Origin of the sequence: Corynebacterium sp. HMSC074E01 (genome assembly GCF_001808885.1) — a bacterium.
GTDB lineage: Bacteria > Actinomycetota > Actinomycetes > Mycobacteriales > Mycobacteriaceae > Corynebacterium.
In genome coordinates this window covers 1-22,375 of the sequence record NZ_KV794847.1, presented here as the reverse complement: position 1 = coordinate 22,375, position 22,375 = coordinate 1, and the positions used below count along the sequence as shown (strand labels likewise).

At 62.4% G+C, this 22,375-nt stretch carries 20 protein-coding genes, 2 tRNA genes and 1 other RNA gene; 7 read left to right on the top strand and 16 right to left on the bottom strand.

What is annotated here, in order from left to right:
- The first annotated feature begins 40 nt into the window (after window positions 1-40).
- Window positions 41-1,312, top strand: a complete 1,272-nt coding sequence (locus HMPREF2537_RS06170) for a galactokinase family protein (protein ID WP_070526521.1) — start codon at window positions 41-43, stop codon at window positions 1,310-1,312.
- Here HMPREF2537_RS06170 and HMPREF2537_RS06165 read toward each other — a convergent pair.
- From HMPREF2537_RS06165 to HMPREF2537_RS06145, 5 genes are all read right to left on the bottom strand, one after another.
- Entirely contained in the window at window positions 1,309-2,712 is a 1,404-nt protein-coding gene (locus tag HMPREF2537_RS06165; RefSeq protein ID WP_070526518.1) for an RNB domain-containing ribonuclease, read from the bottom strand. The two genes, HMPREF2537_RS06170 and HMPREF2537_RS06165, sit on opposite strands and share 4 nt — an antisense overlap.
- Window positions 2,713-2,749: 37 nt before the next feature.
- An RNA gene (gene rnpB, locus HMPREF2537_RS06160) (RNase P RNA component class A) lies at window positions 2,750-3,183 on the bottom strand.
- Window positions 3,184-3,198: 15 nt separating this feature from the next.
- Window positions 3,199-4,368 carry a bifunctional RNase H/acid phosphatase gene (locus HMPREF2537_RS06155; protein ID WP_070526515.1) on the bottom strand — a complete coding sequence of 390 codons (1,170 nt, stop codon included), beginning with the start codon at window positions 4,366-4,368 and terminating at the stop codon, window positions 3,199-3,201.
- Complete coding sequence (locus HMPREF2537_RS06150; RefSeq protein WP_070526512.1) at window positions 4,365-5,081, bottom strand: zinc ribbon domain-containing protein; 717 nt, start codon at window positions 5,079-5,081, stop codon at window positions 4,365-4,367. The genes HMPREF2537_RS06155 and HMPREF2537_RS06150 overlap by 4 nt, the downstream gene beginning before the upstream one ends.
- Window positions 5,082-5,930 carry a Nif3-like dinuclear metal center hexameric protein gene (locus HMPREF2537_RS06145; RefSeq protein ID WP_070526509.1) on the bottom strand — a complete coding sequence of 283 codons (849 nt, stop codon included), beginning with the start codon at window positions 5,928-5,930 and terminating at the stop codon, window positions 5,082-5,084.
- 103 nt (window positions 5,931-6,033) lie between these two features.
- Here HMPREF2537_RS06145 and HMPREF2537_RS06140 point away from each other — a divergent pair, with 103 nt between their 5' ends.
- A complete protein-coding gene (locus HMPREF2537_RS06140) occupies window positions 6,034-6,525 on the top strand; it encodes a low molecular weight protein-tyrosine-phosphatase (RefSeq protein ID WP_070526507.1) in 492 nt (163 codons plus the stop codon).
- 31 nt (window positions 6,526-6,556) lie between these two features.
- The gene (locus tag HMPREF2537_RS06135) at window positions 6,557-7,519 is read left to right on the top strand and encodes an SURF1 family cytochrome oxidase biogenesis protein (protein ID WP_070526505.1); all 963 of its coding nucleotides are present in this window, start codon (window positions 6,557-6,559) and stop codon (window positions 7,517-7,519) included.
- Window positions 7,520-8,350: 831 nt separating this feature from the next.
- On the opposite strand, the gene HMPREF2537_RS06130 is transcribed toward HMPREF2537_RS06135, so the two are convergent.
- Window positions 8,351-8,423: transfer RNA gene (locus tag HMPREF2537_RS06130), tRNA-Val, on the bottom strand.
- Between the two features lie 113 nt (window positions 8,424-8,536).
- The gene (locus HMPREF2537_RS06125) at window positions 8,537-8,974 is read right to left on the bottom strand and encodes a DUF3052 domain-containing protein (protein ID WP_046647091.1); all 438 of its coding nucleotides are present in this window, start codon (window positions 8,972-8,974) and stop codon (window positions 8,537-8,539) included.
- Window positions 8,975-9,147: 173 nt separating this feature from the next.
- Here HMPREF2537_RS06125 and aceE point away from each other — a divergent pair, with 173 nt between their 5' ends.
- Entirely contained in the window at window positions 9,148-11,904 is a 2,757-nt protein-coding gene (gene aceE / locus HMPREF2537_RS06120) for a pyruvate dehydrogenase (acetyl-transferring), homodimeric type (protein WP_070526502.1), read from the top strand.
- 261 nt (window positions 11,905-12,165) lie between these two features.
- Here aceE and HMPREF2537_RS06115 read toward each other — a convergent pair whose 3' ends face one another.
- The gene (locus HMPREF2537_RS06115; RefSeq protein ID WP_070526499.1) at window positions 12,166-13,179 is read right to left on the bottom strand and encodes an alpha/beta fold hydrolase; all 1,014 of its coding nucleotides are present in this window, start codon (window positions 13,177-13,179) and stop codon (window positions 12,166-12,168) included.
- 26 nt (window positions 13,180-13,205) lie between these two features.
- Between HMPREF2537_RS06115 and HMPREF2537_RS06110 the strand changes: the two genes are divergently transcribed.
- On the top strand, window positions 13,206-13,508 hold the full coding sequence (locus tag HMPREF2537_RS06110) for an acyl carrier protein (protein WP_070447489.1): 303 nt from the start codon (window positions 13,206-13,208) through the stop codon (window positions 13,506-13,508).
- Entirely contained in the window at window positions 13,505-14,284 is a 780-nt protein-coding gene (locus HMPREF2537_RS06105) for an HAD-IIA family hydrolase (protein ID WP_070447492.1), read from the top strand. The genes HMPREF2537_RS06110 and HMPREF2537_RS06105 overlap by 4 nt, the downstream gene beginning before the upstream one ends.
- Before the next feature lie 3 nt (window positions 14,285-14,287).
- Here the strand turns inward: HMPREF2537_RS06105 and HMPREF2537_RS06100 are convergent, their stop codons facing one another.
- The 8 genes from HMPREF2537_RS06100 to HMPREF2537_RS06065 all read right to left on the bottom strand — a co-directional run bounded on the left by HMPREF2537_RS06100 (window position 14,288) and on the right by HMPREF2537_RS06065 (window position 21,930).
- Window positions 14,288-14,737 (bottom strand): hypothetical protein, encoded by a 450-nt coding sequence (locus HMPREF2537_RS06100; RefSeq protein WP_070447495.1) that lies wholly within the window; start codon window positions 14,735-14,737, stop codon window positions 14,288-14,290.
- Window positions 14,738-15,137: 400 nt separating this feature from the next.
- Window positions 15,138-15,941: a serine hydrolase domain-containing protein gene (locus HMPREF2537_RS06095; RefSeq protein ID WP_070447498.1), complete on the bottom strand. Its 804-nt coding sequence runs from the start codon at window positions 15,939-15,941 to the stop codon at window positions 15,138-15,140.
- A gap of 20 nt (window positions 15,942-15,961) precedes the next feature.
- Window positions 15,962-16,621, bottom strand: coding sequence for an excalibur calcium-binding domain-containing protein (locus HMPREF2537_RS06090; protein WP_070447501.1), 660 nt, complete (start codon window positions 16,619-16,621; stop codon window positions 15,962-15,964).
- 276 nt (window positions 16,622-16,897) lie between these two features.
- Window positions 16,898-18,496 carry a mechanosensitive ion channel domain-containing protein gene (locus tag HMPREF2537_RS06085; RefSeq protein WP_070526496.1) on the bottom strand — a complete coding sequence of 533 codons (1,599 nt, stop codon included), beginning with the start codon at window positions 18,494-18,496 and terminating at the stop codon, window positions 16,898-16,900.
- 43 nt (window positions 18,497-18,539) lie between these two features.
- Complete coding sequence (locus HMPREF2537_RS06080; RefSeq protein ID WP_070526493.1) at window positions 18,540-20,138, bottom strand: ABC transporter substrate-binding protein; 1,599 nt, start codon at window positions 20,136-20,138, stop codon at window positions 18,540-18,542.
- Between the two features lie 38 nt (window positions 20,139-20,176).
- Window positions 20,177-21,250, bottom strand: coding sequence for a trimeric intracellular cation channel family protein (locus HMPREF2537_RS06075; protein WP_070527560.1), 1,074 nt, complete (start codon window positions 21,248-21,250; stop codon window positions 20,177-20,179).
- Window positions 21,251-21,281: 31 nt separating this feature from the next.
- Window positions 21,282-21,355: transfer RNA gene (locus HMPREF2537_RS06070), tRNA-Ile, on the bottom strand.
- Window positions 21,356-21,555: 200 nt separating this feature from the next.
- Window positions 21,556-21,930 carry a hypothetical protein gene (locus HMPREF2537_RS06065; RefSeq protein ID WP_246818736.1) on the bottom strand — a complete coding sequence of 125 codons (375 nt, stop codon included), beginning with the start codon at window positions 21,928-21,930 and terminating at the stop codon, window positions 21,556-21,558.
- 192 nt (window positions 21,931-22,122) lie between these two features.
- On the opposite strand from HMPREF2537_RS06065, the gene HMPREF2537_RS06060 reads away from it, so the two are divergent.
- Window positions 22,123-22,353: an AAA family ATPase gene (locus tag HMPREF2537_RS06060; RefSeq protein WP_246820261.1), complete on the top strand. Its 231-nt coding sequence runs from the start codon at window positions 22,123-22,125 to the stop codon at window positions 22,351-22,353.
- Window positions 22,354-22,375 lie beyond the last annotated feature (22 nt).

The window sequence follows — 22,375 nt, the reverse complement described above, 5'->3', positions numbered from 1 at the left end:
TTAGGCAGGACATCGCCACCAGCAAAGGAGAACCTTCCCGATGCCCCTGTGGACTGCCCCTTCGACCCCGGCCGTCGACCGCGTTCGCGCCGCACACCGCGAAAACGTGGGTGCTGACTCCGCGCATGTCGCCAGCGCCCCCGCCACTTGGGCACTCATCGGCGAGCACATCGACCACTACGACGGCATCGCCATCATGGGACTCGCCGATATCCGCGCGGCAACAGCTGTCAGCCCCCGCAGCGACGGACTGGTCAAGGTTCGCCTAGAGCACACCAACGGCGAAACCGTTGAAGACCAGATTTCCCTCGAACAGGTTTCTGCTCTTGCCGCGCAGCAGCAGCCCAGCGTCGATTCCGAAGGCCAGCCCATCGACCCCCCTGCACCCGAAGGGGCCATCGCTGCGCGCCTCGGCGGCATCATCTACACCATGATCAACCGCCAGCTCCTTACCCGCGAAACAGCTGGTGCCGATATCACCGTGGTCAACGATATCCCCGATTCAACCGGTCTCGGTGCCGCCGCAGCCATCGACATCGCCACCGCTTTGGCGTTGCTCGGCACCGCGGATGATCTGCATGACGCCCCGCTGCGTGCCCGCATCGCAGAGGTCTGTTCCCAAGCCGTTGGCACCTTCGCGCGATTCCCCGCACTGCGCGCTCGCCACTCCGCTGCCCTGCGCGGCGCAGGTGAGTCCATCACCATCATCGACTACGCCGACGGCTCCGTGACCCAGGCGCCCCACATGATCAACAAGGACATTGCGGCTTTCGCCTTGGCCGTGCCAGGGGATGCTGATTCCGCTGAGGCCGTGACGGAGATTCGCGCCCGCGAGCGTTTCATCGACGCCGCCTGCCGCGCCTTCGGCACGCCGTCGCTGCGTTTGTTGCCGGATGCGCCCCAGCGCGTCCTCGAGTGGCTGGCTGCGGTCCACAAGGTGCACGGCACCGAGAACCAGCCGACCATCGCCCAAGCCACGGCATGGCTGACCTTCTACTCGGAGGAAACTGAGCGCGCCGAAGGCATTGCTCGTGCTTTGCGCTCCCGCCGCGGCACCGAGCTTTTCCCACTTCTCACGCAGTCGCAGTCTGCCTTGGCCACCGTCTATGGTTTCAACTCCGCAGAGAAGCTCGCGCAGCTGGCCACCGCCCGCGGTGCCGTCGCCTCACGCTCTGCTCACGCCGGCACTTCCTCCGCGGTCATCGCCTACGTGCCAAGTGCCAAGGCCACAAACTTCGCGGCCGACTTGGCCGAGGACGGCCTTCTTGTCGTCCCGCTTACTGCCGGAAGCCCAGCAATCACCGAGGACTAGTCCGCCGGCCACGCAAAAAGCACATCGCGCTCCTCAACGTCGGACTTAACCAAGGACACCATCGTTTCTTTGCCGGTCTCCGGGTGGCCCACGGCCTGCCCCATCACCGGCGGGTCTAGGACGAAGAGGCGCGCCTTCTCGCGCTGTGCACCGCCATCAACCACCACGGCTTCAAAATTGGTGCCTACCCACGGCGCTAAGACTGTCGCCTCCGTCAGGTTCAAACAGGCCTTATCCACCTGGGAGGCCAGCTGCGATGTCGAGCGCATCGTGGATATGACTTCCCCAGCGCGCTCGCGCACCCACTGCGGAACCTCGTAGCCGCCGCTGAGCGCCAGGCAGACCTCCGTGGCGAAGCGGTCAACTAGACGCCGCAGCGGGGCCGTCACGTGCGCATAGTAGCCGCCGATTCCCGCGTGCACGTCCGCCTGGCCATCCTCCAGCCACACGTAGTCAGCACCACGCAGCAAACGCTGGGCTTCACGCATCACCGCCATCCCGCGCGGCGAATCCGCGTCCACGGAATGGAGGAATTCCGAGATGCTGCTCTCCCCCAGGTCAAAACCCAACGCCTCCGCCTCAGAGCGGAAGGTGGCCTCAGCCTCCAGGGTGGCCGCCGATAGGGTGCGCAGGAAACCAACTCCACGTGATTCCATCAGCCTCCCCGCGCACATTCCGGTGAGCAGGGAAATCTCCGAGTTATAATCCATCACCTCATGCCGCGGCTCCATGACCAGCTCGTAGTGGCCTTTCTCCCCATCGCTGCTTTCGGATACGCGCTGCGAGGGAATGCGCAAGTTGATCGCCTCGCGGCGTAGTGAAGAAGCCTGGCGCAGCTTTCCCACCTCCGGCAGCAAGGCGATCGAGGAATGCAAAGGGCCATTCTCCAAATCCGCGTGGACCTGGTCATAGTCCAGCCGGGCGCGGCTGCGCACGAGTGCGCGCTCCACCGAGAAGTCCTCCACCTCACCCGCAGTGTCGAGGTCGAAGGTCCAGAGGACGGCGGGCCGGTCAACGTCGGCAAGCAGCGAAGCACTGTCCTCCGAGAGCTCCGCCGGGTGCAACCGCGCCGGTTCATCCGGCAAGTAGATGGTCTGGCCGCGCTTCAGGGACTCGGTCTCCAGCGCGGAGCCCGGTTCGATAAAAGCGGCAACATCGGCGATGGCATAAAGCACGCGGTAACCGCCCTCGCGCGCCTCAATGAAGACGGCCTGGTCCAAGTCCTTGGAGCCGGCCGGATCGATGGTCACCAGGGGGATGTCCCGGGCGTCGCGGCGCTGCTCGGCATAGCGGTCCTGCGCGGACGCGGCCTGTGCGGTGACCTCCTCCGGAAAGTCGGTCGGAACGGAAAACTCCTCAGCGATGGGCCGAAAGTCCAGGGGCGCGGCATACAGTTTCATGCCGCCCCATTGTTCCAAAAAATAAAAGTGTAGGGCGCGAATGAGCCAACCTATAAGCCGGATTCTGTGCCGCGCACGCAGCGCGGTGGCAAACATCCATCCAGGCCAACCGTTGCCAGTTGGCTCAAGCAGCTACCTTCAGGCTTCGGCGAGCAACCTACTAACGCCTGATCGGGCCCGCAAACGTGGCGGGCCGTGATGCCTTGCTCCCAGTGGGGTTTACCCAGCCACCGCCATCACTGACGGTGCTGGTGCGCTCTTACCGCACCCTTTCACCCTTACCGCGTGCCCCACGCCGCGCCGAAACGCATTGGAGGCACGCGGCGGTCTACTCTCTGTTGCACTTTCCCGCGGGTCACCCCGGGTTGCTGTTAGCAACCACCGTGCTCTATGGAGTCCGGACTTTCCTCGGCCCGCGCCTAGTCCCATAACGGGACCGGTTCGACGGAACGCGTTTGCCCGGTCGGCTCATTCGCGCCTGTTAGTTTATCGCAGCGCGCCCAGATGCCCCACATCGTTGAAACGGTGCAGGGTGCTGCCGCCGTCGAAGAATTCGACCTCGCTCACAGAAGCTAGTTCCAGGAACAGGTGGTTGGGGGTCTGCGGTCCGGAATCGAGTGCCTGGCGCACGAAGGACTTGATGGGGTTGACGTGGGAGACCACGAGAACGGTCTGCCCCTCGTAGCGCTGCTGCAGCTTGCGGCGCGCAGCACTGACACGGCGGTGCACGGCGCGCAGGGACTCCCCTCCCGGGCAGGCCACGGAGGTATCTTTCAGCCAGCGCGCGTGGAGCTCGGGGTCAGCGGCATCGGCTTCGGCGAAGGTCTTGCCTTCCCAGCGCCCAAAGTCCACCTCGATAAGGTCCTCGACGGTTTCCACGCGCAGGTCACGGCCCTCCACCACGGCCGCGGCCGTCTGCTGGCAGCGGCGCAGCGGCGAGCACACCACGGCATCGATGTGGGTATCGGCCAAGGCTTGGGCGGCGGCGAGCGCTTGCTTCTTGCCCAGCTCGGTGAGCTCGGGGTTTGCGCGCCCGGAGTACTGCTTGGCGGCGGACATCGCCGTCTGCCCGTGGCGCAGCAGGATGAAGCGGGTGGCCGGGCCACATTCGGAGCGCCAGTCAGCCGAGGTTGAGGACGCCGTGCTTGGCGACGTCTCTTCGTCTCCGGCCTCCGACTCAGCCGCAGTGCCAGCGGCTGCAGGCTCAGGCGCGTTATCCGAGCCGCCTACGACACCCACGGGCTCGCCCTTCGCGGCGGCATCCATGGCCACGTTGGAAAGCTCATCGGCCACCGAGTTCTTGGCGCGCGGGACCCACTCGAGGCTAAAGCGCGGAATCTGGTTGAGCAGGCGGCGTGCCTCGATGGCGAGTTTCTGCATGTCCGGGTGCTTGATTTTCCAGCGCCCGTTCATCTGCTCCACCACGAGCTTGGAGTCCATGTAGAACTCCACCTCGTCTGCGCCCAGTTCCACCGCTGCCTCAAGGCCACGCAGCAAGCCGTGGTATTCGGCCACGTTATTGGTGGACTTCTGGCCCACGACGTAGGCGATTTCCTTGAGCAGCTGCGAACGGTCCTCGTTGTAGACCGCCGTGCCAGAACCGGCTATCCCGGGGTTGCCGCGGGAGCCGCCATCAGCAAAGATGACTAGCTTCATGAGGCCGAGCGCACCAGGTAGGAGCCGCAATCAGAGCACTGCGGAAGTTCGTCGGCCGCCGCGTTGCGCACCGCGTTCTGCTCGGCCGGCGGCAGAATGATGAAGCAACCGCCGCAACCGCGCCCGGTGAAAGCAGCGGCACCCACACCGTTTTCTTCACGCACGGTCTCGTATTCTTCCAAGACATCCGCGGGCAGCTGCTCGCGCAGCTCGCCGATGCGCACCTGCGGGTCCGGGCGGTTCGCCGCGGCCTCTTGGGCAGCCTCGGCCGCACGCTTGAGCACTTCGAGCTTGCGCTCAGAATCGGAGACCTTCGCGCCGTGGACGTCCAGGTTGGCGCGCAGTGCGTGGATTTCGTTGTGGGCTTCCTGCAGCTCGCTCATGAGATCCGCAATGCGAGACTTAGCCGCGTAGAGATCGTGCTCAAGGTCCTTGCGGGTCTCCGGATCGGTCGCGGCGCCAAGCTGTGCCTTGTCATCGCGCTCGCGCTGGCGCAGCTTACGCTCATCAGCCTGAATGCGCAGGATTTCCATCTCCATGTCATCGACGGCGAGCTGGGCGGAGCCGGAGGCGTCGACAAGCCGGGCGTGTGCAGCCTGAGCCTTCTCGTATTCCTCTTGCTCCGGGATGGTGGGAGTTCCACCGTGTGCCTGGGAGCGTTCGAGGGTGGCCAGCTCCAGCAGGATGTTCTGCAGGTCCTGTGGCAGTTTCATTTAGTTCTCCTTATGCGCAGAAATCGTCCATGGGTCGGTGCGGACATCGATGATCTCGGTGTTCACGCGCAATGCGTCCTCCACAATATCGCGCGCCTGGGCAGTCCAGGGAAACTCGCTGGCCCAGTGAGCGGTATCCACCACGGCTGGGCCCTCCGGCTTAGCCAGGTGCGCGGCGCGCAGGTGCTCATCTACCGGGTGGTGGCGCAAATCGGAGGTGACATAGACGTCCACGCCGAGCGCGGCCGCCTGGTCCAGGAAGGAATCCCCCGAGCCGCTGGAGACGGCCACTTTCTTCACCATGCGCTCCGGGTCGCCGGCCGCGCGCACTCCCCATTCAGTTTCCGGAAGGGCATCGGCCACCCGCTGGGTGAATTCGCGCAGCGTCACCGGCTCCTCCAGCTCGCCCACGCGCCCTAACCCCAAGGCCTCATCGAGATTCTCATAGGGCTCCACCGGGACGATGGGGCGGCCGGGCTTGATCCCTACGAGCTCAGCCAACTTGTCGTTGACACCCGGGCGGGCTTTATCCGCGTTGGTGTGCGCGGCCAACAGGGCCACGCCGTTGCGAATCAGCGTGTGGATGACCTTGCCCTTCGGTGTATCCGCTGCCACCGAAGTCACCCCGCGCAGAAGCAGCGGGTGATGCACCACGAGCATCTGCGCGCCGAGTTCCACGGCCTTGTCTGCCACCTCCTGGGTGCAGTCCAAGGCAAAGGCCACGGTATTCACCTCGTCCGTGGGGTCACCGCACACCAGGCCAACGGCATCCCAGGGCTCGGCCAGCTGCGGCGGGTAGGCCTCGTGGATCACGCGGCGGATCTCGCCAACGGTCGTTCGTTCTGCCATCTCGTTTGCTCCTTATACGGCTTGAGGTTTCACGTCAGTCGCGTCGCTGCTATATCCTAGCTTTCGTTCGCCAGCGCACCCCTCTAGCTTAAGGAGACTTTGCATGACGCCTCCGGAGAACGACAACCAGCTCCACATCGTCTTCGTGTGCACGGGCAACATTTGCCGCTCACCCATGGCGGAAATCATTACCCGCGATGCCATGGAGACTGACATGCTCGATCTCCTCGCCCGCGTGGACTCCTGCGGCCTCGGTGGCTGGCACGTGGGCCAGGGCGCGGATGAGCGCGCCGTCGCTGAGCTGCGCCGCGGCGGCCACGATGGTGCCGGCCACCAGGCTGCCCAACTGGGCGAAGAGCACATGGACGCAGACCTCTTCGTGGCCATGGACGCCGGCCACCGCGATGCCCTTTTGGATCGCGGCATTCCGCAGGAGAAGGTGCGCCTCATGCGCAGCTTCGATCCGAGCTCCCCGGAAGATGCCAGTGTGGAGGATCCTTTCTACGGCACGGAAGAGGATTTCGCCCGCACCCGCGAGGAGATTGATGCCGCCGTTCCGGGCCTACTCGAGTGGATTAAGACGAACCACGGCTAGATAATTTTTTGCGGCTACTAGACTGATCATCATGCTCAAGACATTCCTCAAGCCTGGGTGGGTGCTCTTTCTCATCTTCGTCGTCGCCTTTTCCTATTTCTCTTTCACGGTGCTGGCACCATGGCAGCTGAATAAAGACGACCAGATTGTGGAGCGCAACCACCTCATTGAGGAAGCCTATGAGGCCGAGCCCCAGCCGGTCACCGAGGTCTTTGCTGAGGATGGCTCCTTGCACAAGGAGTGGGAACGCGCGGAGCTGACCGGCCACTACCTTCCGGAGGATGAGGTCCTCTTGCGTCTGCGCCCGGTGGAGTCCGCCCCGGGCTTCCAGTCACTGGTCCCCTTTGAAACCGAATCCGGTGAGACCTTCCTGGTCAACCGCGGCTGGGTGCCCACGGATGAGGGCAATTCCGTGCCCCAAATCGATCCGGCCCCCAACGACAAAGTCACCATCGTGGGCATGGCGCGCTACAACGAGCGCGAGCACTCCTCCTCCCCCATTGAGGAGCAGGGATACACCCAGGTCTACTCCATCAATACGGAGCAGATAGCAGAGCTTGTCGACGTCCCCCTCGCCCACGACTACCTCCAACTCTCCCCCGAGCAACCCGGTGAGCTGAATGCGCTGCCGGTGCCGAAGCTGGACCGCGGCAATCACCTCTCCTACGGCTACCAGTGGATCGCCTTCGGCGTGATGGCGCCGCTGGGCTTCGCGTACTTCGTGTGGTCAGAGATTCGGGAGCGCCGACGCGCCCGCGAGGAGGAAGCCCTGATGGCTGAGGCCACTGCGGCAGCTATTGGCACAGGCGCCGGCTCCCCCGATGCGGCCGCGGACGCCGATATCTCTGAGCACGAGGAGCCTTCCGGCGAGCACTCTGATGCTACGACGCCTGCGGCTGCCACGCAGCCTTCGCGCCGCTCCCGCTCACGCTATGGCTCCGCCAAGCCGGACTTCTACGAGAAGATCCGTGAGCGCGGTCAGGAGCGCTACTAGCCTCGGCCCCCAAAGGGGACGATCATGAACGCGATTACACGGACGCGAGAAGCGACCGAAACCGAGATTTCCGACAGTATTCTTGAAGCCGCTGGCTGCACCGCTGAGAACTGCCTTCTCAACTGGGACGAAGACATGGGCCTGACCCCGGAAAGTAGACGCGTCGGGGGGGAGGTTAGGCCCGATCGACACTCCCCACTAGAGCAAAAAGCATCTTTCGCCCAAGCGCAAAGGCTTCCTTCTCATTCACGCCCGACGCTACTAAATACGGGTCAATGCGGATACCGATGCACCTTCCTGTGCTCGAACCAGGCCCAAATCAAAGAAGCCAAGAACAACAGTGGCGTAACCCACGCCAGACGATGCCACCAATGTGCTCCAAAGTATGATTCATCAGCACTTAGTCCTGCTAGATAATTGATTACAAGCGTTGCGATGAACAGCACTACAACGACAGTAACGCTCCACCAGTAAGCCGCGCTTTTCTGTTTACGCATCAATGCCATCCTCCTCAATACATGTTTGCTGTTTTAGCGCGGGTTTGTGTGGTTAGTCTTCTCCCCCACCCGGATTACATCGTTCGGCTATTGTTCTAGGAAGCTTCACTTTTGAGGTATACCCTAACCAAACACTAATTCCGGAACCATACCAAGTGTTCGCTAGGGTTAAACCCTGACCACCCCCCGAACGCCAACACACCCGACTCAAAGCAGCCGGAGCAGTCCTCATCTGCACCGACCACCAAAGCGGCCTTCGCCCTAGAGCACCCGCGGGCGCCCTCCGAGCACGACGAAACCCCTCTCCGGCTTAACGGAAAGGGGTTTCATTTTGTGCGGCCTGAGGGGATCGAACCCCCGACCTACTGGGTGTAAACCAGTTGCTCTTCCAGCTGAGCTAAAGCCGCAGTGCACTTGGTGTGCTCGAACAAGATTAGCCCATAGGCACCCGCAGCAACAAATCGGGGTATGATTCGCCGCTGCGAATGTCGCCTGAGCAGGTATATCCTGCGATTATTCCTTAGGGCTTCTTGGTGTAGCCACGGGCCACAAGGCACGAACCCTGCCACTCGCCGAGGCGCTCGGCCTTGGTCTGCACCAGACCGGCCAGCTGTGCGGATTCGGAGATCTCACCGGGCTCGAGGTTGCCCGGCTTTCCAGCACCCGGGGTCAGCAGCCAGATACGGCCGGAATCGCCCAGGGGACGGGTGGCATCCACCAGCCCATCGACCAAGTCGCCGTCCTCCGCGCGCCACCACAGCAGCACGAGATCACACAGTTCGTCGGTCTCCTCCTCGAGGAAGTCCTCCCCCAACACGTCCTCGATGGACTCAGAAATCGTGGAGTCACAGTCCTCGTCCCAGCCAAGTTCCAGGGCAATCTGGCCCTCCTCGATACCGAGCTTGGCTGCAAATCCCGTCACTCGCTGAGTTCCTTCCGATGAAGTCGTTGATGTCATGCAGAGTATTTTAACGTCTACGGTGCACTTTTTCGCGTCGAACCGCCCCCGATCTTGCCCAGAGGTGGACATTTTCCCCCATAAAACCACCCGTGGGGGCCTCCGAGTGACCCACCTTGAAAGGGGCGCGTATCCTAGAGAAAGATCTTTGTACTACGAACCAGGAGGATTTAATGGCCGACTTGGACGCCCACAACGGCGACTCCAACTTCCCCATCGTTCGCGATGGCGTGGCAGCATACCTGCATGACTCCGACCCAGAGGAGACCCGCGAGTGGATGGACTCCCTCGACGGTCTTCTCGATTCTTCCGATCCGGAGCGCGCACGCTACCTCATGCTGCGTCTTCTCGAGCGCGCTACCGCAAAGCGCGTGCCGTTGCCGTCCCTGACGTCCTCGGATTTTGTCAACACCATCCCCACCTCCCTGGAGCCGGAGTTTCCGGGCGATGAGGAGTTGGAGAAGCGCTACCGCCGCTGGATCCGCTGGAACGCGGCCATCATGGTGCACCGCGCACAGCGCCCGGGTATCGGCGTCGGCGGACACATCTCTACTTACGCGGGCGCTGCCCCGCTGTACGAGGTGGGCCTGAACCACTTCTTCAAGGGCAAGGATGATCCCTCCGGCGGTGACCAGGTCTTCTTCCAGGGTCACGCTTCCCCGGGTGTCTACGCCCGCGCCTTCATGGAGGGCCGCCTGAGCGAGGAGGACCTCGATGGCTTCCGCCAAGAGCACTCCCGCGGTGAGGGCAATGGCCTGCCTTCTTACCCGCACCCGCGTCTGATGCCGGACTTCTGGGAATTCCCCACTGTGTCCATGGGCCTTGGCCCCATCAACGCCATCTACCAGGCACGCTTCAACAAGTACCTGGAGAAGCGCGGAATTAAGGACACCTCCAAGCAGCACGTGTGGGCCTTCCTGGGTGACGGTGAGATGGATGAGCCGGAGTCCCGCGGTCTGCTGCAGATGGCCTCCCTCTACGAGCTGGATAACCTGACCTTCGTGGTCAACTGCAACCTGCAGCGTCTCGACGGCCCGGTGCGCGGTAACACCCAGATCATTCAGGAGCTGGAGTCCTTCTTCCGCGGTGCCGGCTGGTCCGTCATCAAGATTGTCTGGGGCCGCGGCTGGGACAAGCTGCTGGAAGCCGATAAGGACGGCGCCCTGGTCAACATCATGAACACCACGTCTGATGGTGACTACCAGACCTTCAAGGCTAACGACGGCGCCTACGTGCGCGAGCACTTCTTCGGCCGCGATGAGCGCACGCTCAAGCTGGTGGAGGACATGTCCGATGATGAGATTTGGGCACTGCGCCGCGGCGGCCACGACTACCGCAAGATCTACGCCGCATACGACAAGGCGCTGAGCTACGCAGGCACCGGCCGCCCGACGGTCATCCTGGCCCACACCATTAAGGGCTACGGCTTGGGCCACAACTTCGAGGGCCGCAATGCGACCCACCAGATGAAGAAGCTGACGCTGGAGGATCTGAAGCTTTTCCGCGATAAGCAGGGCATCCCGATCAGCGACGAGCAGCTCGAGGCAGATCCGTACCTGCCGCCGTACTACCACCCGGGCAAGGATGCTCCGGAGATCAAGTACATGCTGGAGCGTCGTAAAGAGCTGGGCGGCTTCCTGCCGGAGCGCCGTGAGAACTTCGAGACTCTCACCGCCCCGGATCTGTCCAAGCTACGCTCGGTTCGCAAGGGTTCCGGCAAGCAGGACGTTGCCACGACCATGGCTCTGGTGCGTACCTTCAAGGAGCTCATGCGTGACAAGGAGCTGGGCAAGCGCGTCGTTCCGATCATTCCGGATGAGGCCCGCACCTTCGGTATGGACTCCTGGTTCCCGACTCTCAAGATCTGGAACCCGCGCGGCCAAAACTACGTCCCGGTGGACCATGACCTCATGCTCTCCTACCGCGAGGCCACGGACGGCCAGATTCTGCACGAGGGCATTTCTGAGGCTGGTGCTGCAGCGTCCTTCACCGCAGCAGCGACGTCCTACGCCACCCAGGGCGAGGCGATGATTCCGCTGTACATCTTCTACTCGATGTTCGGCTTCCAGCGCACCGGTGACGCCTTCTGGGCCGCCGGCGACCAGCTGGGACGCGGCTTCATCATCGGCGCGACCGCCGGCCGCACCACCCTGACCGGTGAGGGCTTGCAGCACATGGACGGCCACTCCCCGATCTTGGCGTCGACCAACCCGGCTGTGGAGGTCTACGACCCGGCCTTCGGCTACGAGATTGCACACCTGGTCCCACGCGGTATCGAGCGCATGTACGGCGAGGACAACGAGCCGATCATGTACTACATCACCGTGTACAACGAGCCGGTCAAGCAGCCTGCCGAGCCGGAGAACCTCGACGTCGAGGGCCTGCACAAGGGCATCTACCACTACAACACCGCCGAGTCCGGCTCCATCCCGGCCAACATCCTGGCTTCCGGTGTGGGCATGTACGAGGCCCTGCGCGCACAGGAAATCCTGGCTGAGAACTACGACGTCAAGGCTTCGCTGTTCTCCGTCACTTCCTGGGTCAAGCTGGCTCGCGACGGCGCCGCCCGTAACCAGGAAGCACTGCGCAAGGGCGTTGAGCCGACCGAGGCATTCGCCACCTCCCAGCTCAAGGGCTTCGAGGGACCGTTCGTCGGTGTCTCCGACTTCGCCACGGACCTGCAGGAGCAGATCCGCCCCTACGTCCCGGGTGACTACATCGTCCTAGGCGCAGACGGCTTCGGCTTCTCTGATACCCGCGAGGGCGCCCGCCGCTACTTCAACACCGACGCCGAGTCCATCGTCGTCGGCGTTCTCGAGGGCCTGGCCCGCGAGGGCAAGGTGGAGCGCAGCACCGTGGAGAAGGCAGCTCGCGAGCTGAAGCTCGATGACCCGACGGCCACCACCTCCACGTCCTCCGATGAGGACTAAGTCTGACGAGGAATAAGGCTTAGAGCGTCAAAGCCCCAAGCCCTCCAGCCCCTTCTGCCCCACCTCGGGCAGGAGGGGCATTCTTTTTACCTAAACCGAGGGGCGGCAACTGTCGTTGTTGCCAAAGTTCTGGCCAGATCTTGAATCAGAGGCAATAACTTTGGCAGAACGGGCAGTTCAACCACCACAGGAGGCCCAGCCAACGGCAATTAAAGGCTCAACTGCCATCTGCAAACGCCGCAGCCACCGAAACAAGCGAGGCTAGCTGCCGAGCACGCGATCGAGCACCCGCCCCAAAGCCTTGGAAACCTCGCTGGGCTCTTCCAAAATCACCATGTGGCCAGCGCCGTCGATGACGGTCAGGGTGGAGTCCGGCCAGTGGCGGGCAATGACCTCTGATTGGCGGTGCGGGGTCACAATGTCATGCTCGCCCACCACGATCTCCCCCGGCACGCTGCGCAACCGGGCCGTAGCACCAAATTCGGAGTGCTCCACCAAGTCATCGAAGAAGCCCGAGTAACTCGACATCGGGGTATCCAGCAGCATCGCCACGTGGAACTGCAGCTTGTCCATCTGCGGGAAGCCCTGCAGCAACGCTGCAAAGGCCGGGGCGATGAGTGCCGCTGCCTCGAAGCGCACGCGGTTGAGCCGATTCGGCAGCTTCAGGCAGGCGCGGTAGACCATGCCCAGCGTCTTCGATTCCAAGACACGCGCCACGCCCTCGGCTGCAAAGCGCTGCATCGAGGTGGCCACCAGCGCCATTCCCTCGACGCGCTCAAAGACATCCCGCGGTGCGCGGCGCAAAAGATTCAGCGCAATCATCCCGCCCATCGAATGCCCGAGGAGCACCAAGGGCCCCTCGGCGGCGCGCTCGGCAATGACGGCCAGCACATCATCGGCCGCGCCCCGAACCGTGCACTGCGCGGGGGCGACGTGGGTGGATTGGCCGTGGCCGCGGACGTCGACAAGCAAGCAGCGCACCGATGGGTAGTTGTTGCGCACGTCGTTGACCTGGGAGTAGAAGCTCTCAGCCGACAGGCAGTAGCCATGGATGAAGACCGCGGTGACCTCCGCATCCTGCGGGCCCACCTCATACCACGCCACGCGCACGCCGTCGTTATCCACGAAACCGGAGTCAGTCACCCCAGTCAGGCCCGGCTCTGTCGTGAGATCATGCAGCTCGTTGTGGACGGTATGCTCGACAGCGCGCATGCGGGGGCGGGCCCGGCGCGACCAGCTGCGGGCGATGGCGGAGGAACGTGCTCGAATAACCATGACATTTCAATACTAGACTGGGCCCCATGGCTAATGACCTTTCAGCGCAACTCCAAGCCCGCTTCGGCTCCACACCGGCAGAAGAGCAGGACTCTGCACCCGCCGGGGACGCATACAGCGAGCTCACCCGCCTCATCACTAAGGTGACCGGCGTGGAGGAAGGCCTGGAGCGCGAAGCGAATTTGGAGGACCTGGGGGTTGAATCACTCGAGCGCATCGAATTAGCCGTGCGCCTCGAGGAAGCCTGCGGGGTCCGCCTCAACGAAGAAACCATGCTCTCCGTCACCACGGTGGGCGAGCTTGCCGAGTACTTGGAGGAACACTCGTGATTTCTTATCTTTCGGACATGGACGGCGTCCTCATCAAAGAAGGGGAGATGATTCCCGGCGCGGATAAATTCATCCAGGCGCTGAAGGATAACAACATCGAGTACATGGTGCTGACCAACAACTCGATGTCCACCCCTCGGGACCTGTCCGCACGTCTGAAGAACACCGGCCTGGACATCCCGGCGGAGCGCATCTGGACCTCGGCGACGGCCACGGCGGCCTTCCTCTCCAACCAAGCGGGGCTGTCCACGGCTTATGTCGTGGGCGAGTCTGGCCTGACCACCGCGCTGCACGAGGCCGGTTGGATTCTCAATGACCGTGACGCGGACTTCGTGGTCTTGGGTGAGACCCGCACTTATTCTTTTGAAGCCATCACCACGGCTATCAATCTCATCCGCAACGGCGCGCGGTTCATTGCCACAAACCCGGATGTTACGGGCCCGGCACCGCAGGGCGTACTCCCGGCCACGGGTGCAGTCGCAGCACTCATCACCGCAGCTACCAACCGCGAGCCCTACTACGTGGGCAAGCCGAACCCGGTCATGATGCGCAGTGCGTTGAACAACATCGGCGCGCACTCGGAGAATACCGTCATGATCGGTGACCGCATGGATACCGACGTCAAGTCTGGTCTGGAGGCCGGCATGCGCAGCATCCTGGTGCGCTCAGGTATCAGCGATGACCGCATCATCGAGCGCTATCCTTTCCGCCCGACGCGCATCATTGACTCCGTGGCGGACCTGCCGGAGCGCATCTTCGATCCCTTCGAGGACTAGGGCTTAGACCGCACGCTTGACGACGCCCCGAAACCCATACTCCCCCGCCAGCATCTCCACCGCACGCCCCAGCGCTTCCAATTCGCTAGGCGTTCCGGTGAGCACTTGCTGGCAGCCGATTCCGGTGCAACCGGCGTTGGCGGCGGCCGCGCTACCGAGAGCGCGGCCGCTCATCGGATCCCATACTGAATCGCGGCGCCAGCGGGTGCACCATTGGGCGGTGAGTGGATCATCGCCGGGCACAATGAATTCGCTTTCACTGCGAATACAGCGCGCCATGGCGCGCTCGATGGCAGGGCGCAGGCTGCGCGGCATGCCTGAAATCTCCAGCACGGCAGTGCAGACCTCACCGCAGGCGCGGTTGGGCCAACTATCCGCCGGGCTGCCAAGTGGGGTGGCTGAAGCGGCCGGCGCGGCGGCACCGGCTAGCTGCGGGTGAACGCGTTGATTCACTCCTTAAACTCCTTTGACGTGCGAGTGATGGCACGCCGGCATACGCCGACGCAAGACGAGCTTCGTCTTCCCCTACGAACTTGTCTTCATCACGTCACTCGCGCCGAGGCGCGAACACCGCCTGGTGCGGCCTCAGTATGTGGCCACGCGGTGCGTCGTTGTGTGCCCACAATTTTCCCCCGCCACTTGGGCCACAACAACCCTCAACCTGCACTTAAGCCCCCCACAGTCTCAACAAGAACTTGAGACTTCCATCCGAAAATTCGCCCCACCAATCACTTAAGCCACAGAAGAAAACGCGCGCAACACGCGCGCGTTGTCGCCACAGTCACCCCTGCTACCCCCGTCGCCGCATGCGTGGCCAGGTGCGACGAGCTTCAACGTTGCCGCGCAATCGTGACTAGCGCGCCTGGCACTCCTGCCAGATGGCCGTGTTGCTCTCTGCCCACAGCGGCTTACACCACTCGCCGAAATCACGGTCAGTGAGCGCAACCATGGCCCAGTCACCAGCCACCCACAGGTAGGTACCGCTCATGCCGAAGTGCCCCACGGCATCGGCAGGCAAGCCACCCATCCACTGCTGCTTCTCGCCGTGGATTTCAAAACCCAGCCCCCACGTGCAGTCCTTGAAGCTGCCATAGCCGGGCACAATACCCCGCAGTCCGGGGAACTGAACGCTGCGCATCTCCTCCACAGTCGACGGATCGAGCAGGCTGGGCGAAGATACCTCGGCAGCAAAGGCAGCGAGGTCCTCCACAGTGGAGACCAGTCCGTGTCCGGCTGAGCCCTCCATGGAGGTGGCCCGCATCCCCAGCGGGGTGCACACGCCCTCAGTGAGGTACTCGGCGAAGGGAATCTCGGTGGCCTTCTCCACCTCTTCGGCAGCCCACTCATAGCCGGCCGAGGAGTAGATGCGGCGTTCCCCTACGGGTTTCTGCGGCTCGCGAGAATCAAAGCCCACACCCGAGGCATGAGCTAAAAGATGGCGCAACGTGGAGCCTTCCGGACCCGCGGGCTGGTCCAACTCCACTGCCCCTTCTTCCACGGCCACCATCACCCCATAGGCGGCCACCAGCTTGGTCACGGAGGCCACCGGGAAGCGGCGGGAGGTATCCCCCAGCTGGTCTACCACCTCGCCGCGGTGCAGCAAGGCGGCGGCAACGGTATCGACTGGCCAGGACTCAAGAGAAGAAAAAGCGCTCATGCGCTCCAGCTTAACGGGGCTTAACGAGGATCGCGCTCACAGCCTACGCCATCACCATCGCGGTCGAACTTGGAGCGGAAACCCGGCTCACCCGCATAGATGGGGCGGCCCAGCGCGTTCCACACATCAGCGCAGCGGGTGAAGGACGCCGGTGCCGGCTTCGGCGCCGGTGCGGGAGCAGGCGCTGGTGCAGGCTTCGGGGCGGGAGCCGGTGCTGGAGCTGGTTTCGGTGCGGGTGCGGGAGCCGGCGCAGGCTGTGGGGCCGGAGCAGGTGCCGGTGCGGGCTGCGGTGCCGGCGGCGACGGAATCACGCCCGGAAGCGGATTCGGGATGATGCGCTGCTGCACGGCCCAGTACACGCCACCCGCAATAGCTGCGAGGATGGCTGCGGAAATGCCCACGCCAAGAGCAATCTTTTCACCCTGGGAAGACTGCTGAAATTCGGCGTCATCTTCCGCGCTGGAAGAGTCAGAGCTCTGGTCAGAGGATTCAGCATCCTGGCTAGAAGATACAGCATCCTGATCAGAAGACAGATCGGCACCAGCATCAGCAGCAGAAGAGTCACTGGCAGGAGCCCCAACTCCCGGGGCGGCGGTCTCCGCCTGTGCGGGAACAACAGCGGAAAGACAGAGAGAAACAGAGACAGAGGCGGCGAGAACCGCGCGAGAGAACTTGGTCATAAACCTAAGTTATATCCCGTGGTTCTTCCCCACAGGAAATTGCGCATCGAGATGGAGCTGGAATGCCCCCGGCCAATACTTCGTTAACGGATGCCCCCGCCATGGCGATACACAAGGTGTAGCGCATTGCGCCGCTGCACTTCCCTATCACTCATATCTCTTATGCGCCCTCTCCAAGCGTTTCCCGGCAGCACATCCTCAGCGCTGCCCCTGAGAACAGCACTGTATTGCTGTCTCTCGGCAACACTCTCCCAACTCTGCCGGGCTTTGCAGGACCTACATCAAGGTTGAAGGCTCCGCAGCACCCTCCGTGGCGTTCGCGGTGGGCTGCTCATTCACGGTTGGTGCGGCCGTTTCGGAGTACTGTTCCTCGACCGGAGCTTGGGATTCAGGAGTTTGCGGATCCGCCGGCACATACGTGGCCTCACTGTCCGGAGTTCTATCGGTCGGCGTCACCGCTTCACCGGCATCCGTCGGTTCTTGGTCCGTGGAATCAGTAGACGGTGCGCCCTGCGGCGTGGTGTTCGGCGCAACCGATGGCTCAGACGGTTCCGCGGACTCGGAAGCTGCTTCTGAATCCCCCATCCAGCGCGAAGGCGAAAGCCACCCAGCATCCACCCCATCCGGATTAGCGGAGGAAAGCAGCAGCAGGCCCACCACGCCAAGGCCTGCGATGAGCCCCGTGGTGGAGGCGCGCACGCGCCCGCCGAGCGTCCAGAAATACTGCCACTTGTTCTCCGGCTTATCCTCGCGCCAGATACCGCCCTTATAATCATCCTCTTCTTCCTCGGATTCATCCGAGAACGCCGGGCGGCCGGGGCCATCATGCATGTTCTCCTGCGGCTCCTCAGCGGCATCGGCCACAGCTTCCGTGGCGATGACCTCCGTCTGCGCCTCAGCCGCGCTATCCGACGTCGCGCTGTGCTGCGAGGTCGAAGCGGCCCCTGTCGCCGGCATGACGGTGGTGGGGGTGCTGGCATCAAGGGTGTTGGTATCGGGGACGTCGTCAAGCACCTGCGGGGCATCGCCCGGCAAGCCCTCTGCCGTGGGCAGCTTATATAGATCCCAGAAGGAGGACAGCAGGGCTGAGCGGATAGCGCGCTCCACCGCCCACTGGCGAGCGGGGTTCACCTGCACCAAGACGCGATACTGCACCTGCCAGGGCTGGCCGGCCGCGGTAGGTGCTGTGAGCCCAGTGGCGGGCAGGACGTCGAGCTCGCCAGCCACATCCTCGCGGATTTCCGGGGTATCAAGGGCGTGCTGGGAAATCTTCTCCACCTGCTCGGTGATCTCCGACAAAGAATCGCCCTCATGAACCGGGATGGCAATATCCACCACCGCACGGGACCACTCTTGGGAGAAGTTCGTGACCACGCCCGCAGAACCGTTCGGCACCATGACGACTTCGCCGGTGGGCGTGCGCACCGTCGTCGTACGCAGAGTCAGCGATACAACGGTGCCTTCCACGCCCGTCACACCGTCGAAGCTGACGTAGTCACCCACACCGAACTGCTTTTCCGACAGGATGAAGAAGCCCGCGAGGAAATCACCGATGATGGACTGCGCACCGAAACCGACGGCGGCCGAGACAACGGTTGCCGGAATCGCCGCGCCGAGGGGCGGCACCCCAAGGTTGGACAGCGCAGCCAGTACAAGTAGGAAGTACGCCACCGCCTGCGCCACGTACACCAGCGCCCCGGCGAGGGCTAGGCGCGCTTTGGTGGATTCTTGATTCTCATCCAGACGGGACTCAATAACCCGCACAGCCAGCCGGCCGATACGCGGGATGAGAATGCCCAACAGAAGCATTCCCAACAGCGGCAAACCATGATCTACGATGGCCTGCCAGATGGCGAACATGTAGTACTTCAGCATTCCGCCGAGGTTACTCTTTCAGCCTGACAGAACCCTTGGAGTCTTAAGCGCGGTGGATGAGATAGTAGTTCGGGGTGGGCTTCCACGTGAAGCCGGCGGGGACGATGTCTGCGCCGTAAGCGGTATAAGCCTTCGTGGTCCACAGCGGGATGGCCGGCATCTTTTCCAGCAGCAAGCTCTGCGCTTCGGTGTAGTACTTCTGGGCTTCCTCGTGGTCTTGTACCTGGCCAGCCTTTTCCAGCAACTTATCGTATTCACGGCTGCTAAAGCCGGACTCGTTTTCTGAGGAGAAAGAGGCATACAAGGGAACCAAGAAGGTCGATTCCTCCGGGAACTCCGCCTGCCAGATCGTGCGGAAGGCCCCTGTGATGTGGCGGGCAGTAACCTCTTTGCGCAGCTCCTTCAAGGTCGCGAACTCTTGGCCCTCCGCGGGAATACCGAGGGCATCCGTCAGCTGTTTCGCCACCGCGTCAATCCACGTCTTGTGGCCGCCATCGGCGTTATAGCCAATGCTGAATGTGCCTTCGAAGGGCTTCAGCTTTTCGGCTTCTTCCCACAGCTCGCGGGCCTTGTCCGGCTGGTAGGTCAGCACGTCGGCTCCCTCCGGGACGGGCGGGGCGGATCCAAAGAGCGGCGCGACGAAGCTAGTAGCAGGAAGCACCCTGTCGTGGAAGACGTCCCGAGCAATTTCTTCTCGGTCCACCGCCATGGACAAAGCGCGGCGGCGCAGGCGCCCCGCCTCACCGCGGAAATTCGCGTCATTGGCGGGGATGGTGATTTCCATGATGGAGCCACCTGGCGTAGTCAGCGCACGCTCCCCCAGTTCCTTTTCGAAGCTGCCGAGTTTCTCCGACGGGATGCGCGTGAGCACGTCCAGCCGGCCTTCGACGAGATCCTTATAAGCCTGCTCCTCCGAGGAGTAGACAACGAACTTAATGCCCTCATTCTGCGGGGTGCGCGGGCCTGTATAGCGCGGGTTTGGCACGAGGGTCACTGCCTTCTCACGCTCCCAAGAGGCCAGCATGTACGGTCCGCTGCCGATGGGCTCCATTCCGCGCTCGCTCAACTTGTCTTGGTCTTCGGAACGCATGGGGAAAAAGACCGAATAGCCCAGCCTCTCCAGGAATCCCGCCGTGGGACGTGAGAGCTGAATGCGGAAGGACTTCTGCCCCGTGACCGTCAGGCCACGCATAGTCTTGCCGCCCTCGTGGAAACCTAGGATCGGTTCAAAATGGTGCGCAGACAGCAGCGACTGGTTTACCGCGGTATTCCACGTATCGACGAAGTCCTCAGCAGTAACGTTCGAGCCATCGGAGAACTCTGCGTCCTCACGAATCACCACGTCATAGGTCGTGTCATCGACCTGTGTGATGGATTCCGCCATGTCATAGTGGGTATCACCATCTTCATCCAGATACATCAATCCGGAATACACCAAGTTGATGATGGTCTGCCCCGGCACATCGTTGGAATCAGCCGGGATGAGGGTGCGCTGCGGCTCTGAAATATCAGTGGTGATGAGGTCTAAGCCTGAGGTATCAATGCGGTCCGGTTCCGAAGCGCAGCCCACCACCTTGGGTGCCACTGCCCCCGACACTGCCAGCACCCCCAGCAGGCCCAGAAAAGAACGCCTCGACGTCACGCGCTCATCACCTCACTTTCACCCATACTTTAAAGCATCTAATCATCCCTCTTTTCATAGCGACGCATGAGCCTTTCCACCAGTTCATCGGTGAGCTGATCATCAGCCAAAATGCGGTCCAGAAGCTCGCGCGGTGAGGGCTCATCGGCGCTCGGGGTCTCATAGGAGTCACCGCTTAGATCCACACCGAAGTCGGAGGTTTCTACTTCCGCGGTGGCGGGCTCCATCATCTCTGACATCTCTGCTACTTCCTCGTTGAAGGAGTCGAGGAACTCGTTGGCGTCGATAGCCGCTTCCGCACGCCGCTTGCCGGCTCGTACCTCGCGCTCAATACGGCGTTGCAGTGCCTTTTCCATTTGGTTGTGGCGCCAGGAGCGCAGCTTCGTGGGCTCTAGGCGACGCCCCACGGCCCTACCCTTACTCTCCGCCTTACGCGCCATCACCATGACGTAGGCTGCGGTGTCATTAACCGGCGCCCACTCTTGGCGGGCAGGTACGCGCCACCCGGCCCAAATACCCAGCATCGTCATCACGAAGGAGACAATGGGGCCCAGGATGATTCCCCAGGCCAGGTATCCAGCCGAATCCGCGCCCAGCACCACCAGGGCACAAGCCACCGCGGGAATCACGGTGGGGGTGTTATCCCCGAAGACGGCCGGCTCGCGGCCCATGGCGATATCACGAATCATGGATCCGCCCGTGGCCGTGAACACACCCATCATGATGCAGGGAATCAGCGGCAGGCCATAGGCAATAGCCTTGAGCGCGCCTGTCGACGCCCACAGCGCCGAGACCACCGCATCACCATGCGACTGCACATAGTCCCACGTCTTGCCTTTGAAGTAGACGAAGCGGGCGATGATGGCTCCGGTAAACGCCAGGTAGAGGTACTCCGGCTGGCTCATCGCGGCGACGGTTCCGCGGTTGATGAGCACGTCACGGATCATGCCGCCGCCGAGGGAAGAGAACATCGCGATGAAGAAGAAGCCCACGATGTCATAGCCACGCTGGCGGGCCATGGTGCCGCCAATCATGCCCATGAGGAGGACACCAATGATGTCGGACCAGTAGTACAGCGACTCGATCAATGGGTCCATCTCGACAACGCTCATGGTGGTCATCGTATCGGGTGCTGAGCAAAAGTGGGGCCACCGGGGCTCGAACCCGGGACCAACGGATTATGAGTCCGTAGCTCTAACCGACTGAGCTATAGCCCCGCGTATCCCTGCCTGCTAAGAACACCAGTACTCAACCAGCGCACGATGCAAACAGCGAATCCGCTCCCAGCAACATTAATCGGCAGGCCCGGAAAACGGCAATTTAGGCCCCTGAAATCGCTGCCTGAACTTCAGCAGCGTCTTCCGCCCTGCTCACTTTTGGCCGGGCTGGGCTCTAGACGCTGGGTAAGCTGCCAGGCTTATTCCTTCTTTTTCATCTTTCTGGCTTGCCTGCGCTCACGCCTTCGAGCACGCTTTGCCTTGCGGATGTCCACGACCCAACGCGGAACAAAAGGCCACGGAAGCGGTATCCCAATCGCTCCAGTAAACCCAATCACTCCGATGACGAAAGCTGCCATGATCGGAACAAGCAGCACCGTTTCGGCGGGCTCTGGGAGGTTCATATTTGCGACCAGCCCTGTGGCACCGGCAGCGCCCATAATTAGCGTGCCATAGGGATAAATAAAGAGCACGCCATCACTTTCGGCGCCTTCCGCATCGGCTGTGTCGTACCATCTTTCTGATCTGGGAGTTGTTCGCACGCTCCGGATGTAATAGGTCCAGTAGAGAACCATGACAACCACCAACCCGAGACACACGAGCAGCTCAGTAGTATCCCCGTGCATAGGATGTGGCCTCCTGTGATTGCTTTTGCGGTGTGTACTAAAACGCTACCAGCGTCCACTGGGTTAAGGCATGGGAGGAAAACGAATCTCAGCGCCAGAACTTAGGCCCGATTTATGTGGTGAGCTTGTAGTCTTGCGAGCATGAGGCTCCTTTCCTTTAGCGTGTCCAACTTCCGCAGCATCCGCGCCACGCAGACGCTTTCGCTGTACCACCATTGGCAGCACTCCACCGCGCCGGAGGAAGGTTGGGAGCAGGTCAGCGATCCCATCACCGTCCTAATCGGCCCCACCGCCTCCGGAAAGAGCAGCGTCCTCAACGCCCTCGCTTTCGCCCTGCTTGCTATCGAATCCTCTGCCACCGCCTGGACCTGACCCCTGTTTGGTAGACACCTGA

Bases quoted from the DNA above. Each gene is read 5' to 3' on its own strand.
- HMPREF2537_RS06170 (WP_070526521.1), top strand. From the start codon at position 41: ATGCCCCTGTGGACTGCCCCTTCGACCCCGGCCGTCGACCGCGTTCGC.
- HMPREF2537_RS06165 (WP_070526518.1), bottom strand. From the start codon at position 2,712: ATGAAACTGTATGCCGCGCCCCTGGACTTTCGGCCCATCGCTGAGGAG.
- HMPREF2537_RS06155 (WP_070526515.1), bottom strand. From the start codon at position 4,368: ATGAAGCTAGTCATCTTTGCTGATGGCGGCTCCCGCGGCAACCCCGGG.
- HMPREF2537_RS06150 (WP_070526512.1), bottom strand. From the start codon at position 5,081: ATGAAACTGCCACAGGACCTGCAGAACATCCTGCTGGAGCTGGCCACC.
- HMPREF2537_RS06145 (WP_070526509.1), bottom strand. From the start codon at position 5,930: ATGGCAGAACGAACGACCGTTGGCGAGATCCGCCGCGTGATCCACGAG.
- HMPREF2537_RS06140 (WP_070526507.1), top strand. From the start codon at position 6,034: ATGACGCCTCCGGAGAACGACAACCAGCTCCACATCGTCTTCGTGTGC.
- HMPREF2537_RS06135 (WP_070526505.1), top strand. From the start codon at position 6,557: ATGCTCAAGACATTCCTCAAGCCTGGGTGGGTGCTCTTTCTCATCTTC.
- HMPREF2537_RS06125 (WP_046647091.1), bottom strand. From the start codon at position 8,974: ATGACATCAACGACTTCATCGGAAGGAACTCAGCGAGTGACGGGATTT.
- aceE (WP_070526502.1), top strand. From the start codon at position 9,148: ATGGCCGACTTGGACGCCCACAACGGCGACTCCAACTTCCCCATCGTT.
- HMPREF2537_RS06115 (WP_070526499.1), bottom strand. From the start codon at position 13,179: ATGGTTATTCGAGCACGTTCCTCCGCCATCGCCCGCAGCTGGTCGCGC.
- HMPREF2537_RS06110 (WP_070447489.1), top strand. From the start codon at position 13,206: ATGGCTAATGACCTTTCAGCGCAACTCCAAGCCCGCTTCGGCTCCACA.
- HMPREF2537_RS06095 (WP_070447498.1), bottom strand. From the start codon at position 15,941: ATGAGCGCTTTTTCTTCTCTTGAGTCCTGGCCAGTCGATACCGTTGCC.
- HMPREF2537_RS06090 (WP_070447501.1), bottom strand. From the start codon at position 16,621: ATGACCAAGTTCTCTCGCGCGGTTCTCGCCGCCTCTGTCTCTGTTTCT.
- HMPREF2537_RS06085 (WP_070526496.1), bottom strand. From the start codon at position 18,496: ATGCTGAAGTACTACATGTTCGCCATCTGGCAGGCCATCGTAGATCAT.
- HMPREF2537_RS06075 (WP_070527560.1), bottom strand. From the start codon at position 21,250: ATGAGCGTTGTCGAGATGGACCCATTGATCGAGTCGCTGTACTACTGG.
- HMPREF2537_RS06065 (WP_246818736.1), bottom strand. From the start codon at position 21,930: ATGGTTCTCTACTGGACCTATTACATCCGGAGCGTGCGAACAACTCCC.
- HMPREF2537_RS06060 (WP_246820261.1), top strand. From the start codon at position 22,123: ATGAGGCTCCTTTCCTTTAGCGTGTCCAACTTCCGCAGCATCCGCGCC.